Here is a 14,904-nt window from a genome sequence, read left to right as displayed (position 1 = left end):
CACCCATGCCGCCATGGAAGGTGTCATTCCACGACGAGCCTGACAGAGTGTCGTTTCCGACCGTGCCTTTGAACCAGGCCCGACTGTTGATCTCGGAGAGATTCCAACTGGTACCGTCGGCGAATTCGAAGCGCTCGACGCCCCAATTGGCCGTCTGCGAGTAGAAATGCTCGTCGACCGTGATGGTCTGGCCTGTGCTGTTCACCGTGACGACGAGGTGCTGGCCAGCCCGCGCGAGTGTCAGATCAGAGGCATTGAGATTAGCGAACTTCAGGACATCGACTTCCGTGGTCGACCCCGACTCCTCGTTGATCACATCGCTGCCGTCACCCGAGCGATAGATATAGGTGTCGTTACCTGCTCCGGAGTTGAAGCGGTCATTGCCTCCACCTCCTTCGAAAACATCGTTTCCAGACGTTCCAGTGAGCGTGTTGTCGCCAGCATCACCCCTGATCCAGGCTGCCTGCTGGATCGCGGCCCGATCCAGGCTCGTGCCGTTGGCGAAGACAATCTGATCGATGCCGTAGCTGGTTGTGTAGAAATGATCTTGGACCTTCAGGGTTTCACCGGTCGCCTTGATGACGACGAAGAGGTGATTGCCGCTGCGGCTCAGCACCACGTCATCCGGATTGAGGCCCAGAAGCTCGATCCGGTCCGTGTCGGCTGCGCTCGAGGTCTCGATGACCACGTCGTTGCCGGACCCAGCACCAAACCGGTAGGTGTCCGAGCCGGTGCCGCCGTTCAATGTGTCGTTCCCGGCGCCGCCGTCGAGCGTATCGTTCGCTGCCGAGCCAGTGAGCGAATTGTCGCCGCCATCGCCTCTGATCCAGGCAGCCTGCTGGATCGCGACCCGGTCCAGCGTCGTGCCGTTGGCGAAGACGATCTGATCGATGCCGTAACTGGTCGTGTAGAAGTGGTCCTGGACCTTCAGGGTTTCACCGGTCGCCTTGATGGTGACGAAGAGGTGATTGCCGCTGCGGTTGAGCACGACATCGTCCGGGTTGAGCCCGAGCAGATTGATCCGATCCGTGTCGGCCGCGCTGGAGGTCTCGATGATCACGTCGTTGCCGGAACCAACACCAAAGCGATAGGTGTCTGAGCCGGTGCCTCCAGTCAGCGTATCGTTCCCGGCGCCGCCGTCGAGCGTATCGTTCGCTGCCGAGCCAGTAAGCGCATTGTCGCCGCCATCGCCCCTGATCCAGGCAGCCTGCTGGATTGCTGCGCGATCCAGCGTCGTGCCGTTGGCGAAGACGATCTGATCGATGCCGTAGCTGGCGACGTAGAAGTGGTCCTGAACCTTCAGGGTTTCACCGGTCGCCTTGATGACGACGAAGAGGTGATTGCCGCTGCGGCTGAGCACGACATCGTCCGGGTTGAGGCCTAGAAGCTCGATCCGATCCGTGTCGGCTGCGCTGGAGGTCTCGATGATCAAGTCGTTGCCCGAGCCAACACCGAACCGGTAGGTGTCCGAGCCGACACCGCCAGTCAGCGTGTCGTTTCCACCATAGCCATCGAACGTGTCGTTACCGGACGTGCCGGAGATCGTATCGTCGCCAGTCGTTCCAGGATGCGTGACGCCGCTGGAGCCAATCTGTTCGGCAATGATGTTCGCGATATCGGCTTTCGTCCAACTAACGCCATCCGAGAACGTCACGGTCTCAACGCCACGATCATAGAGCGATTGGTACTGCTCCTTCAGCTTGATACGTCCGCCATCGCCAGCGCCTGGAGCGCTTTCGGCAATCACCAGGGTCACGTCACTGCCAAAGCGTTCGACGGTGACCGCCGTTGACGCCACCCCCGTCAGCACCAGCGTGTCGGCTACCCCTTCTAAGAACCCGGTTTCGACGATGACATCGTGGCCGTCGCCGCGGGCGTACACATAGGTGTCGGCTCCGCCGCCGCCGGTCAGCGTGTCGTTGCCGAGCCCGCCGGTGATGCTGTCGTTGCCAGCGCCTGCATTGACGGTGTCGTTGCCGGCGCCGGCCGTGATGACGTCGGCGACGTCGAAGCCGGCGATGGTGTCGTCGCCTGCCGTCGAGGCTTGGGCGAGCAGCATCAGGCGCAGATCGGCCTTGGTCCAGACCGTGCCGTCGGCGAGGACGATCTGCTCGAGGCCCGAGCTGTAGTAGTCGTCGAGCGTGGCCTTGATCAGGATCGAGCCGCCATCGCCTGCCCCTGGCTCGCTCTCGGCGATCACCAGGGTGAGGTCATTGCCGTTGCGCTGAAGCGTGACCGCGCCCGGGTCGACCCCGGTGAGGACGAGCTTGTCGACCTCGTTGTTGTAGGAGGCGGCGTCGATGATGACATCGTGGCCGTCGCCGCGGGCGTACACATAGGTGTCGGCTCCGCCGCCGCCGGTCAGCGTGTCGTTGCCGAGCCCGCCGGTGATGCTGTCGTTGCCAGCGCCTGCATTGACGGTGTCGTTGCCGGCGCCGGCCGTGATGACGTCGGCGACGTCGAAGCCGGCGATGGTGTCGTCGCCTGCCGTCGAGGCTTGGGCGAGCAGCATCAGGCGCAGATCGGCCTTGGTCCAGACCGTGCCGTCGGCGAGGACGATCTGCTCGAGGCCCGAGCTGTAGTAGTCGTCGAGCGTGGCCTTGATCAGGATCGAGCCGCCGTCGCCTGCCCCTGGCTCGCTCTCGGCGATCACCAGGGTGAGGTCATTGCCGTTGCGCTGAAGCGTGACCGCGCCCGGGTCGACCCCGGTGAGGACGAGCTTGTCGACCTCGTTGTTGTAGGAGGCGGCGTCGATGATGACATCGTGGCCGTCGCCGCGGGCGTACACATAGGTGTCGGCCCCGCCGCCGCCGGTCAGCGTGTCGTTGCCGAGGCCGCCGGTGATTCTGTCGTTGCCAGCGCCCGCATTGACGGTGTCGTTGCCGGCGCCGGCCGTGATGACGTCGGCGACGTCGAAGCCGGCGATGGTGTCGTCGCCTGCGGTCGAGGCCTGGGCGAGCAGCATCAGGCGCAGGTCGGCCTTGGTCCAGACCGTGCCGTCGGCGAGGACGATCTGTTCGAGGCCCGAGCTGTAGTAGTCGTCGAGCGTGGCCTTGATCAGGATCGAGCCGCCATCGCCGGCCCCTGGCGCGCTCTCGGCGATCACCAGGGTGAGGTCATTGCCGTTGCGCTGAAGCGTGACCGCGCTCGGGTCGACCCCGGCGAGGACGAGCTTGTCGACCTCGTTGTTGAAGGAGGCGGCGTCGATGATGACATCGTGGCCGTCGCCGCGGGCGTACACATAGGTGTCGGCTCCGCCGCCGCCGGTCAGCGTGTCGTTGCCTTGGAAGCCGATGATGATATCTGCTTTCGTCGTTCCGACGATCGCCTCCCCTGCGACCGTGCCTTTCGTCAGGGCAGAGCCGTTCGACGCAAGATCGACCGCGAGAGTGGCTAGCCCCTTATCCGTCAGGTCGAGCAGATTAAGTCGAACATCCTCCACAAATCTTGCACGATCGCCGCTGTAAAATTCGAGAGTCAGGCCAGACAGGATGAAAATAACCTCGTCTATGTAGTCTATGGCAGCCTGGGGTTGCGCGGGAATGTTATGAAGTGCTTCGAATATGACAAATTTGGCCTGTCCCTGAAATCCGTCAGAGCCGGCTTCATATTTAAGGTGACGCAACGACAGGAAGGGAAGGTCAAGGAGATTATCCCAATCTGCCCCCAATTGGAGCATCGAGATCGGGACCGAGCTCAAAAAGCGAACTAGGAGAGCGCCGAACACCTCGGCAAAAGAGCTTTCGATTTCCTGGCCAAAGCGAGCATTTGGAATCCCTGGGCTTCCGTTGGAAGCTGGCCGAACGATCGGAGATCCAAAGAATTTATCCAGGAACGCCAAGTGTACGGCATCAACATTCGGGCCGCGACTGCCAGGAGCAACCCCTTCGACGCCAGCCCATCGATACATCAATGCCATGAAGGCCGAACTCATCTGCGCTCGGTCCATGGACCCGACGCCGAGCGTAAACTCCTGCACCATCTGCTTCAGATTTGAATCCAAAGTCATGGCGTAGTTCAGATCAGGCAGAGTCCCGTACCCCTTCAGAAGGGGCAAGACAGCGGTATCCGGGTCGAGAACAAATCCTTCTGGAGGATTCCAACGGGTTAGCGTCCGGTCTGCTTGAAAGAAGACGGCCCCGGTAGCCCCAACCGAACCATCGCCGCGAGCGAAACTGCCTGTGAAGGCAACCTCATTTCCAGCTATCGGTCGCCCGTGGGGGGTGCGCTCGAGGCCGATGGTTACGATGCCCAACGAGGATAGCGAAACGAGCTCGCCGGCCTCAGACGTGCCATTACCGTTGAGGTCGCGCCAAATTTGCAGTTGGGCGAACTGCTCGTCCGCCGAATTGATGACTCCATCCTGATTCGTGTCGAGCTCGCGCAGCTTCGTATAGCCATCGACGAGTTCATTGCCGAACAGTTCTGACGCACTGTTGATCGAGCCACTGGCATCGCGATCCAGCACGAGAAAGCCGTCATCGGGCGCAACCCAGCCGACGCGCTCGGAGAAGCCATCGCCATCGAAATCGAAATGCGTCGACGACGCACCTACGGAAATCAACTCGATCCCATCTCCATCGAGATCCAGTACGAGCGGGTCGACAGGCGGTGTTGGCACCTTCGGAGGCCACGGGCCCGGATTGGGACCAGGATTTGGGCCTGGGTTAGGCCCGGGATTGGGACCTGGGTTAGGCCCGGGATTGGGGCCGGGGTTAGGCCCGGGATTGGGACCGGGGTTAGGCCCGGGATTGGGACTGGGGTTAGGCCCGGGATTGGGACCGGGGTTAGGCCCGGGATTGGGACCGGGGTTAGGCCCGGGATTGGGACCGGGGTTAGGCCCGGGATTGGGACCGGGGTTCGGCTCCGGATTGGGATTTGGCTCCGGATTGGGATTTGGCTCCGGATTGGGATTTGGCTCCGGATTGGGGTTCGGCTCCGGATTGGGGTTCGGCTCCGGATTGGGATTTGGCTCCGGATTGGGGTTCGGCTCCGGATTGGGGTTCGGCTCCGGATTGGGGTTCGGTTCCGGATTGGGGTTCGGCTCCGGATTGGGATTCGGCTCCGGATTGGGGTTCGGCTCCGGGTTTGGATTGGGCTCTGGATTGGGGTTCGGCTGCGCATTTGCCTGAATCCGATCCAATGCACGGTCAAGGTAACCACGGTTGGAATCTGCATTTGGAAATAGGGCCCCATCGTAATTCGAGGCCCGGGGATCCAAGGTATCCATCCCATTAAACACAAAATCAACGCAACTATGGTTAAGCGCGTTATATGTTCCGGGGTTTGCAGAAATTCCGTCAACATAATTCTGAATAGTATTCAGTTGAGATGAAGTAAGATCAATAGTTTTGCTGTAGTCAACAGAATTATATGATCCTCTGTCAGTTTGGCGAACTTCTCCGGGCCCTCGTATGCGCTCGGCACCATCATTCCTTGGGTAATACCCGTAACTCCTCGTAATTCCGTCGTTGCCTGTGATTTCGATCCACGCGTGCCCGAGTGGCGACGTATGCCCAAAAACATCAACTCGTCCAGCGCCAACGATCTTCACGGTAAGTTTTGCCATGGCAATAAATCCTTAAATCGATATGAGCTATTTTATAGAATTCAAAATTGCCATATTACATGAGAAACTACATAGTCATATAATCTATTCGAATTTTGGTTTGACCCAGATGTTCTGAGTTGCTACTGTTAAGTAGTATTTTAAATACATACTCTCCTTTCTCTAAGCTAAATCTATCTAAAAGCCTACCGAGGGAGTTTTTTGAAAAAAATCCAATACCTTCAGTGCTTAATGTCTTTCTGAATGTCGTTTTCCCATTTGTGTCGGAAACTTCGAACTCAAAATTCAAAGGAATATTTCTGCCTGGCCCTTTTCCCGGGACTCGATCGGAGAAATTCATTAGAATGTCGTCTCTTCTAGCCTCTGAATCGGTCTCAAAATCGAGAACAAGAACATAGCTTCTATGCTCTCGAATATTGATTTTAAATTCTTGAGACCGTTTCCAATTATCTACAGGAAAAGAAGCTGGGGCGCTTTTATAGTAACTCATGATAGCATCCTTGGGAAATAAATAAGAGATCAACGAAGTTGTAACTAGCAGTGCGCCGACGTAAATAACGGTTCTGCGGCTACAAAAGATCACCGTGAGAGCAGAAGTAACTTTCACGCGGGTTCCTCTTCAACATCATTTCTGATGATTCTCTGGTGAGGGAACGGGCAGTCGACACCCTTCGCGTAATATCCGTGCCAAGGTTGCTTTGTTCCACTACAAGCTTCCCTCGCCGCCACCCACCGCTTCCGAGCCTGGTCGAGAAGTGGCTCGTCCTTGCAATCGGCGATCATCAGCTTGGCCGATGCGACCGACGCGAGCGGATAAGGAACCAGCTGCGCAAGCACGGCCCCCTTCCGCAATCGAATCTTGCCAGGCGCGGCAAAGCGGAAATTGATTGCGAACGGATAGGGCAGCTGATCCGTCTCGATGATCGCTTCCAGGTTCTGGAGCGGCCCGCTCTCAGTATTCGGCACACCCTTGACCCAAATGCCCCAGCCAGGGTCCGTCCGAAAGATATGCCCTTGGTCGAAGGTGACGATCCGCTCACCGAAGTGCAGCTTTGCATGCGACGGATCGCTCGACATCAGTTTCGTGCCGTCCCATTCGACCGTCACGTCTTTGGGATTCACGACGAACCAGCCAATGCCGTTGGCTATCCGCAACGGCAGACATCGATTGGAGAAGCGCGTCGCCGGCTTCATCATCCAGGCGCGCGTCTGAGAGGCCGGGCGAAGCGGAAAGGCATCCGAGCTAGTTCGGTAGGCCACGACGCGATCTAGCGGAAAAACAAACTCGCTCAACGTCCACCTGCCGCAGCCTGATGCCCTCTCAGGTTGCACAACCAATGCTGGCGGTCAACGCTAAAAAATCCATAACCGACGCATATTTTTCTCAGTTTTATGACATAATATAGAATATTATAGATATGTTTCGTATTGCAAGCTTTTAGTGTGTTCAGGAGGTTTAGATTTTGTGTGATAATTTGTTTATATAACAGTTATTATCTGTAATAGAATTCAGGTTGGCGGTTGATTATTCGAAGGGGCCGCGAAAAAACTTAGATATATCCTTATACGAAATTTATCCTTCGAACACGACCAGAATTTGGTTTTTGAGTAAAACGCTACGGTCGTTCTTTGAGATGGTCCTTCCATAAAATAGATCATCCAAAATCTGAGATATTTTTCTAATTCTAAGTGTTTCAGGTGTAATATGGGTTGTATCTTCTATGCATGAAATTATATGTGCAACAGCTGAGCCCAAATTAATGTTAGATTTAGAATGCCTAAGCCATAGAGAGAACGATTCTATCGTAGACAGCCCGAGTATTTTTGATACTATATAGAATGCACTGAATTTTTCACCAGACAGTATCGTATCATTACCAAAAATCTTTGGAGCAATGAACCTGCCCGGAAAGGAAATTACTGTATTTTTGTTTACGAAATAAGAAATTCCAGCCATAACGTTATACCTTCACCCCAAAATTACCGGCGGGCCAAGTTCCTAGCGGTTACTCGCTTCCCGGCAGCGAACTGGGCGATTGCTCTTGTGATTTTTGAATTGTCGTCGAAGCGTTCAGCGAAGCTGTCCGTGCGCATGTCAATAGTCTCGGCAAACCACGAATTAGGCGTCTGGGGTGAGCCGGTGGCTGACCCCGTCTCCATATGGCTACTTTGAGGCAGCGATCTCAGCAAGCCATTCACGCCATGCTTGGCGCCCAAGCCGGTTTCGCTATGTGATTAGGCGAGCCGCGTTCGCTCTTGTTCCTCGAACCCATCGGGCACCAGCTCCCTGACCTCACTCCAGGCGGCTTCGAGCACCGCAACTGCCCGTGCGAGATCGACCGGATCCAATGATCGAAATGGCATGTCCTTCCTCATGCGATTGCCTCAGACGGCGGGAAATTTAGTACCCGATCGCTCGTCGGCAAGAGGCCACAAAAAGCCCCATCGGCGAGGAGCACGTGTCACAGAGCGACAATTCACGCATGGACAACCGTTGGCTCCTTGTAGATGGGCACAGCCTGCCGTCCAGCCGGTCACGGCAGCGATAGCCGCGTGATGCTGGTTCACTCATCAGCCTGTCGCTCGACCGCCGTTGCTGGCGTTCGCCGCCAAGCGCGGATCCAGCCTTCTGGCGCACCTTCCCATCGGTGCCTGCTTCGGCGTGAACCTGCTCGCGGCGGACCAGGAGCGAGTTGCGAGGGACTTTGCAGCAGGAGGGCGGGATAGATTCGAACGCACGCTTTGGTGCCATGACAACGGTGTCCCGCGCATCGTTGGGAGCGCTGCTTGGCTCGTCAGCGAGGTGGCAGCGCGACACCTCGCTGGCGATCATGAGTTCATTGGCGGCCACGTCGTCGTGGCCAAGCGAGAGCATCGGCCACCCCTGCTATTTGCTGAGCATCGCTTCCACGCGTTCGTAGCGACATCTATCGGCCAGCGATCTTGTCCGTGCGGTCGCCAAATAGACCAGCGTGATTGATAGGGTCGCAGCACGTCTTCCAGCTTATCACTCAGGCTGAGCGCACCCGGCAGACCAGGCAAACAAGTCTCGATAGAAACAGTTTCCCGTCACCATTGCGCCAATAGCGGACATCTGGCCATCGCCTGACACCGGACCTTCGGAGGCGTTGGTTTCGTCCGAGCCTAGTGAGCAAGCGATGCGTCGATTGGTCTGCTGAGGTGTGCGGCGGCCGCGTCTTTAGCGCCGCCCCCACTCGAGCGGATCGACGCCTAATTCGCGGCTCGCTCCAAGGCGATCGCATCGCCACCGAAGGCCCGCGTGGCCCGCGCGGCAGCAGCGAGCAGCGGCCGTTTCATCTGTCCGATGAAAGTCTCGTCGATGCGCATCCGTGGTCCTGCGAGCGTGATCGCGCCGACCAGGGTGGCGCTGGGGCCGAACACGGGGGCCGACAAGCCGGCCGTATCGGGGTCGCGATCGCCGAGCGAGACATAGTGATAGTTTCGCCGGATCGTCTCGTAGGGCTCGCCGGACTCGCCCGAAAAGGCCGCCAGCACCCGTCCGCCCGAGCCCTGATGCAGGGGCAACACGTCCCCCTCGCGCACATGGTAGCGAATCGGGTGCTTGGACTCGATGCGATAGAGGCAGGTCCTTAAGTTCCCCGCCGGAGCATAGAACGCAACGCTCTCGCCGCTCTCTTCGGCGAGGTCGCGCATGATCGGTAAAAGGATGTCGGCCGCCGCGACTGAGCGCTGGTAGATCGCACCAAGCCGGAACGCTCCCGACCCGATCCGGTAGAGGCCGTCGGGCAGGCGCTCGAGCAGGTGGCCCCGGATCAGCGAGCCTGCCAGGCGCATGATGGTGCTCTTGTAGAGGCCCGTCCTGGCCGCGATCTCTGCCAGCGACAGCGCGCGGTCCTGCGGCGTGAAGGCGTTGAGGATCGCGACGGCGCGATCCAGCGCCGCGACCCCGTCCGACGATGCCGGCAGGGCTGCCGCGCCGTCCTGTTTCGTCTTGCTTGCCACGCCAACCGTCCTCGTCACGCCAGATCGATATCGGATCATGCCTGCTTCGTCCAGTTCGTTCTGTTACGCAGAATGATATTCTGATTGACAGAACGATTGGGTGCTGGCAAAAGCGCTCTCGATCAGGCCGCACGATGAGAACGAGCGATCAGCTCGCCGGTCCGATCCAGAGAGATGCCGACAGCACGGCATCGAACCATGGAGGAAACCGATGCTGTCTCGCCGTCACGTCCTGTTGGGTTCGCTTGCCGCCGGAGCTGTCGCTCACGCGCAATGGTCGATCGGCGCGGCTCTCGCGCAGAGCCCCGCCCAGCTCCAGCTATTCGTGCCGGCCGCGCCCGGCGGCGGCTGGGACCAGACCGCCCGCACGATGGAGCAGGTGCTGCGGGCGGAGAAGCTGATCACCGGTGCGCAAATCACCAATGTCGGCGGCGCCGGCGGCACGGTCGGCCTGCCGCAGTTCACCAATCAGTGGAAGGGCCGCTCCAACGCCCTGATGGTCTCCGGCATGGTCATGGTCGGCGCCATCATCGCCAACAAGGCGCCGGTGAAGCTGACCCAGACCATACCGATCGCCCGCCTGACCGGCGAATTCCTCGCCCTCGTCGTGCCGGCGAGCTCGCCCTTCAAGACGGCGACGGACTTCGTTGCGGCGCTCAAGGCCGATCCGGCCAAGGTCCCGGTCTGCGGCGGCTCGGCCGGCGGCTCCGACCACATCCTGCTCGGCCTGATGGCGAAGTCGGTCGGCGTCGCGCCGGCCAAGCTCGCCTATGTCCCCTATGCCGGCGGCGGCCAGGCGGTCGCATCGCTTCTGGGCAACCAGGTGGCGGCGGGCATTTCCGGCTATGGCGAGTTCTCGGAGCAGGTGAAGGCCGGCAAGCTGCGCCTGCTCGCCATCTCCGCCGACAAGCGCCAGCCCGGCATCGAGGCGCCGACGCTGAAGGAGCAGGGCATCGAGGTCGAGCTGTTCAACTGGCGCGGCGTCTTCGCCCCGCCGAACGTCAGCGCCGACCAGCGGGCGGCGATGATCACGCTGATCGAGAAGATGGCCGGCAGCCCGACCTGGCTCGACGAGGTCAAGAAGCGCGACTGGACCCCGATCCTGCTCACCGGCGACGCCTATGCCGGCTTCCTCCAGGAGGAGACGGCGCGCATCGAGGCGATCCTCAGGGATCTCGGCCTGGCCGCCTGATCGCGCCGGGGGCCCACTCCCCGACAATCTCACTCAAGGACATCCGTGATGACTGACGCTCATTCGCGGCAGCGCCCGCACGCGCGCCTTGCTCCGGCAGAAGCCCTGATCGGGCTCGGGCTGCTGCTCTTTTCCGGGCTCACCCTCTGGCAGACGCTCTCGATCCCGGTCTCGCCGATGTATACCCAGGTCGGCCCGCGGGTCTTCCCCTACATCACCAGCGCGGGTCTCGCGGTCTTCGCCATCCTTCTCCTGGTGCAGGCCGCCCGTGGCGGCTGGCAGCCGGTCGATGAGAAGGAGGTCGAACTCGACTGGAAGGCGGTCGCCTTCGTCGCCGCCGGGCTCGTCGCCAATGTCGCGCTGATCGGCCCGCTCGGCTTCTCGGCCGCGTCGACGGCGATGTTCGTGCTCGTCGCCCATGGCTTCGGCAGCCGGCGGCCGTTGCGGGATGCAGCGATCGGGCTCGTCCTCGCGCTCGCCGCCTATTTCGGCTTCGCCAAGGCGCTCGGCGTCAACATCGGCGCCGGCCTCATCGAAAATCTGCTGGGGGGCTGAGGTCGTGGACACACTCTCACAGCTCGCGAACGGCTTTTCGGTCGCCTTCTCGCCGAACAACCTGCTCTGGTGCCTCGTCGGCACCACGCTCGGCACCGCCATCGGCGTGCTGCCCGGCCTCGGGCCGGCGCTCACCATCGCGCTCCTGCTGCCGATCACCTTCCAGGTTGCGCCGGAGGCGGCCTTCATCCTCTTCGCCGGCATCTACTACGGCGCGATGTATGGCGGCTCGACCACCTCGATCCTGCTCAACACGCCCGGCGAGAGCGCCACGATCGTCACCGCGCTCGAAGGCAACAAGATGGCCCGCTCGGGCCGGGCCGGTGCCGCGCTCGCGACCTCGGCGATCGGTTCCTTCGTCGCCGGCACGATCGGCACCATGGGCGTCACCTTCCTGGCGCCGGTCGTCGTCAGCCTCGCTCTGCTGTTCGGCCCGGCCGAATACTTCTCGCTGATGGTGCTCGCCTTCGTCACGGTCTCGGCCGTGCTCGGCTCCTCCGCGGTGCGTGGCCTCGCCAGCCTGTTCCTCGGCTTCTATCTCGGCATGATCGGCATCGATCTGCAGACCGGGCAGCCGCGCTTCACCTTCGGCCTGACCGAATTGCTCGACGGCACCAATGTCATCGTCGTGGCGGTCGGCCTGTTCGCGGTCGGCGAGACGCTCTACGTCGCCGCCCGCCGTTATGCCGGCAAGGACGAGATCGTTCCCTTGCGCGGCTCGCTCTACATGACCCGCGAGGAATGGTCGCGCTCCTGGAAGCCCTGGTTGCGGGGAACCGCGATCGGTTTTCCGATCGGTGCCATGCCGGCCGGCGGGGCGGAAATTCCGACCTTCCTCTCCTATGTCGTCGAGAAGCGCCTGTCGAAGAAGCCTGAAGAGTTCGGCACGGTCGGCGCGATCGAAGGCGTCGCCGGCCCCGAAGCCGCCAACAATGCCTCCGCCGCCGGCGTGCTCGTGCCGATGCTGACGCTCGGCCTGCCGACCTCGGCCACCGCCGCGATCATGCTCTCGGCCTTCCAGAGCTACGGCATCCAGCCGGGGCCGTTGCTGCTTGATACCCAGCCCGCGCTGGTCTGGGGCCTGATCGCCAGCCTCTATGTCGCCAACATCCTGCTCGTCGTCCTGAACCTGCCGCTGGTCGGGCTCTGGGTCCGGATCCTGAAGATCCCGGCGCCGCTCCTCTATGCCGGCATCCTCGTCTTCGCGACGGTCGGCACCTACGGCATCTCGCAATCGCCGATCGACCTGATCCTGCTCTACGTCCTCGGCGGCGTCGGCTTCCTGATGCGCCGCTTCGACTTCCCGACCGCCCCGGTCGTGATCGGGATGATCCTCGGGCCGATGGCCGAGACCGAGTTCCGCCGGGCGATGACGATCTCGGGCGGCGACTGGACGGTGCTGTTCACCCAGCCGCTCTCCGCCGCACTGCTGGCGCTCGCCTTCACCGCGCTGTTCGGCCCGCGCCTCTACCACCTCATCCGCACCTGGCGGGGTCCGAGCCCGGACCACGTCCCCGGCGATGCGTAAGCGAGACATCCGATGACCCAGCTTCTCCACGGCCTTCGCGTTCTCGACCTCACCAATGTGCTGGCCGGCCCCTATTGCGGCTATCAACTCGCTCTGCTCGGGGCTGATGTGATCAAGGTCGAGGTGCCCAATGGCGGCGACCTCGCCCGCCAACTCGGCGCCTCGCCGGAGCTCAACAAGGCGGCGATGGGGGCCTCGTTCCTGGCCCAGAACGCCGGCAAGCGTTCCGTCGTCGTCGACCTCAAGAGCGAGGAAGGCCGGGCACAGTTCCGCGATCTCGTCACCACGGCCGACGCCCTCGTCGAGAACTTCCGGCCGGGCGTGATGGACCGTCTCGGGCTCGGCTACGAAAGCCTGCGCGCCATCCGGCCGGACCTAGTCTATTGCGCGATCTCCGGCTTCGGCCAGACCGGGCCGATGCGGGACAACCCCGCCTATGACCAGATCATCCAGGGCCTCTCCGGGGTGATGAGCATCACCGGCACGCCGGAGACCGCGCCCTTGCGGGTCGGTTACCCCGTCTGCGACACGCTCGGCGGCCTGTTCGGCGCGTTCGCGGTGGTCTCCGCCCTGCTGCGCCGCGCCAGCACCGGCGAAGGCGCCTTCCTCGACGTCTCCATGCTCGAATGCACGCTCAGTGCCTTGGGCTGGCCGGTGTCGAACTATCTGACGGCCGGCGTCGAGCCGCGGGCGATGGGTAACGAGAATATGACGGCGGCGCCCTCGGGCGCCTTCGAGACCGGTGACGGGCTGCTCAACATCGCGGCCAACAAGCAGGAGCAGTTCGTCACCCTCTGCGGCGTCATCGGGCGGCCCGAGCTTGCGAGCGATGCGCGCTTCAGCGAGCGCGAGGCCCGCAAGCGCCATCGCGGCGAGCTGAAGGGGCTGATCGAGGCGGCGCTCGCCGCCGCTCCCGCCGCGGACTGGGAGGATCGCCTCAATCGGGCCGGCGTGCCGGCTGGGCGGGTGCTGACGATCCCGCAGGTCCTGCGGGAGGAGCAGGTCACATCCCGCGACATGACCACCCGCTTCGAGACCGGCGCGGGGACCGGCCCGCTGACGGTGATCCGCGGCGGCTTCCTCGTCGACGGCGAGGCGCCTCGGCCGACGCAGCCGCCGCCGAAGCTCGGCGAACACAGCGAAGAGATCCTGACGGAGGCGCGCCGGCAGCGCGAGATGAGGAGGCAGGCATGAGCGACGGGGCGCGCAAGGAAGGCCGCGAGCGCGGCGAGGAGTGGTGGTCGACGCAGATCATCGAGATGCGCCCCGGCCTGATCCGGCTGCGAGGCTACCCGATCGAGGACCTGATCGGCCGGATCAGCTTCCCGGCGATGATCTGGCTGATGCTGCGCGGCGAACTGCCGAGCGAGGCCCAGGCCGAGCTGCTCGGCACGGCACTGGGGGCGGCGGTCGATCATGGCCCGCAAGCGCCATCGATCGCGATCGCCCGCATGGCCGCCACCTGCGGCGTCAGCATCAACAGCGCCATGGCCTCCGCCATCAACGTGCTCGGCGACGTGCACGGCGGCGCCGGCGAGCAGGCGCTCGGCTTCTTTGGCGACATCGCCGCGGCGATGGATGAGGGCCAACCGCTCGAAAGCGCCGTCGAGGATCGTGTCACCCGCTTCTTTGCCGAAGCCGGCTACGTACCGGGCCTCGGCCACCGCTTCCACCCGCTCGACCCGCGTGCACCTCGCCTGCTGGCGCTGGTGCGCGAGGCAGCCCGCGAGGGGACCGTGGGTGGGCGTTTCGCTGATATCGCCGAGGCGGTGGAGGCCGCCGTCGCGCGCCGCAAGGGCAAGCACATCCCGCTCAACATCGATGGCGCCACCGCCGTCATCTATGGCGAGCTCGGCTTCCCGCCGCCGCTGACGCGCGGCCTGTTCGTGCTCTCGCGCTCGGTCGGCATCCTCGCCCATGCCTGGGAGCAGTCGCAGCAGCCCGACCGCAACAAGGGCCCGCTGCCGCGCGAATGGCTCTGGGCCTACCAGGGCGCGCCGGAGCGCCGGCTGCCGGAAGCTGAGGCCGCGCAGTCACCGCCGGCCAACCGATCACCAAAAGCGATCTAGGGGGAGA

Annotated in this window: 10 protein-coding genes (1 of these 10 running past the window's edge); 6 read left to right on the top strand and 4 right to left on the bottom strand. The window is 62.0% G+C overall.

The window, feature by feature from the left end:
• The 3 genes from BLM15_RS18500 to BLM15_RS18485 form a co-directional block, all read right to left on the bottom strand.
• On the bottom strand, nt 1–4,621 hold the 5' portion of the coding sequence (locus BLM15_RS18500; protein WP_126114130.1) for a beta strand repeat-containing protein. It extends 650 nt beyond the left edge of the window; 4,621 of the gene's 5,271 nt are visible here — the first part of the coding sequence; its start codon is at nt 4,619–4,621; its stop codon lies beyond the left edge, outside the window.
• Nucleotides 4,622–5,636: 1,015 nt separating this feature from the next.
• Nucleotides 5,637–6,059: a DUF5625 family protein gene (locus BLM15_RS18490; RefSeq protein WP_126114128.1), complete on the bottom strand. Its 423-nt coding sequence runs from the start codon at nt 6,057–6,059 to the stop codon at nt 5,637–5,639.
• Nucleotides 6,060–6,172: 113 nt separating this feature from the next.
• Nucleotides 6,173–6,862: a DUF6065 family protein gene (locus BLM15_RS18485; RefSeq protein WP_126114127.1), complete on the bottom strand. Its 690-nt coding sequence runs from the start codon at nt 6,860–6,862 to the stop codon at nt 6,173–6,175.
• A gap of 1,300 nt (nt 6,863–8,162) precedes the next feature.
• On the opposite strand from BLM15_RS18485, the gene BLM15_RS32330 reads away from it, so the two are divergent.
• Nucleotides 8,163–8,549 carry a flavin reductase family protein gene (locus BLM15_RS32330; protein ID WP_126114126.1) on the top strand — a complete coding sequence of 129 codons (387 nt, stop codon included), beginning with the start codon at nt 8,163–8,165 and terminating at the stop codon, nt 8,547–8,549.
• A 251-nt stretch (nt 8,550–8,800) separates the two neighbouring features.
• Here the strand turns inward: BLM15_RS32330 and BLM15_RS18475 are convergent, their stop codons facing one another.
• A complete protein-coding gene (locus BLM15_RS18475; protein ID WP_236846348.1) occupies nt 8,801–9,553 on the bottom strand; it encodes an IclR family transcriptional regulator in 753 nt (250 codons plus the stop codon).
• Between the two features lie 211 nt (nt 9,554–9,764).
• On the opposite strand from BLM15_RS18475, the gene BLM15_RS18470 reads away from it, so the two are divergent.
• Genes BLM15_RS18470 through BLM15_RS18450 form a run of 5 tightly spaced genes read left to right on the top strand, consistent with a single transcriptional unit; the run spans nt 9,765 to nt 14,897 of the window.
• On the top strand, nt 9,765–10,745 hold the full coding sequence (locus BLM15_RS18470; protein ID WP_126114124.1) for a Bug family tripartite tricarboxylate transporter substrate binding protein: 981 nt from the start codon (nt 9,765–9,767) through the stop codon (nt 10,743–10,745).
• A gap of 48 nt (nt 10,746–10,793) precedes the next feature.
• Nucleotides 10,794–11,300, top strand: coding sequence for a tripartite tricarboxylate transporter TctB family protein (locus tag BLM15_RS18465; RefSeq protein ID WP_126114123.1), 507 nt, complete (start codon nt 10,794–10,796; stop codon nt 11,298–11,300).
• A 4-nt stretch (nt 11,301–11,304) separates the two neighbouring features.
• Complete coding sequence (locus BLM15_RS18460) at nt 11,305–12,828, top strand: tripartite tricarboxylate transporter permease (protein ID WP_126114122.1); 1,524 nt, start codon at nt 11,305–11,307, stop codon at nt 12,826–12,828.
• A 12-nt stretch (nt 12,829–12,840) separates the two neighbouring features.
• Nucleotides 12,841–14,022 (top strand): CaiB/BaiF CoA transferase family protein, encoded by a 1,182-nt coding sequence (locus BLM15_RS18455; protein WP_126114121.1) that lies wholly within the window; start codon nt 12,841–12,843, stop codon nt 14,020–14,022.
• Nucleotides 14,019–14,897, top strand: coding sequence for a citryl-CoA lyase (locus BLM15_RS18450; protein ID WP_126114120.1), 879 nt, complete (start codon nt 14,019–14,021; stop codon nt 14,895–14,897). Before BLM15_RS18455 ends, BLM15_RS18450 begins: the two co-directional genes overlap by 4 nt.
• Nucleotides 14,898–14,904: the final 7 nt, after the last annotated feature.

This window comes from Bosea sp. Tri-49, from assembly GCF_003952665.1.
Classification (GTDB): domain Bacteria; phylum Pseudomonadota; class Alphaproteobacteria; order Rhizobiales; family Beijerinckiaceae; genus Allobosea.
The sequence above is the reverse complement of the archived record's forward strand: the minus strand, read 5'-3'. Positions and strand labels throughout refer to the sequence as shown.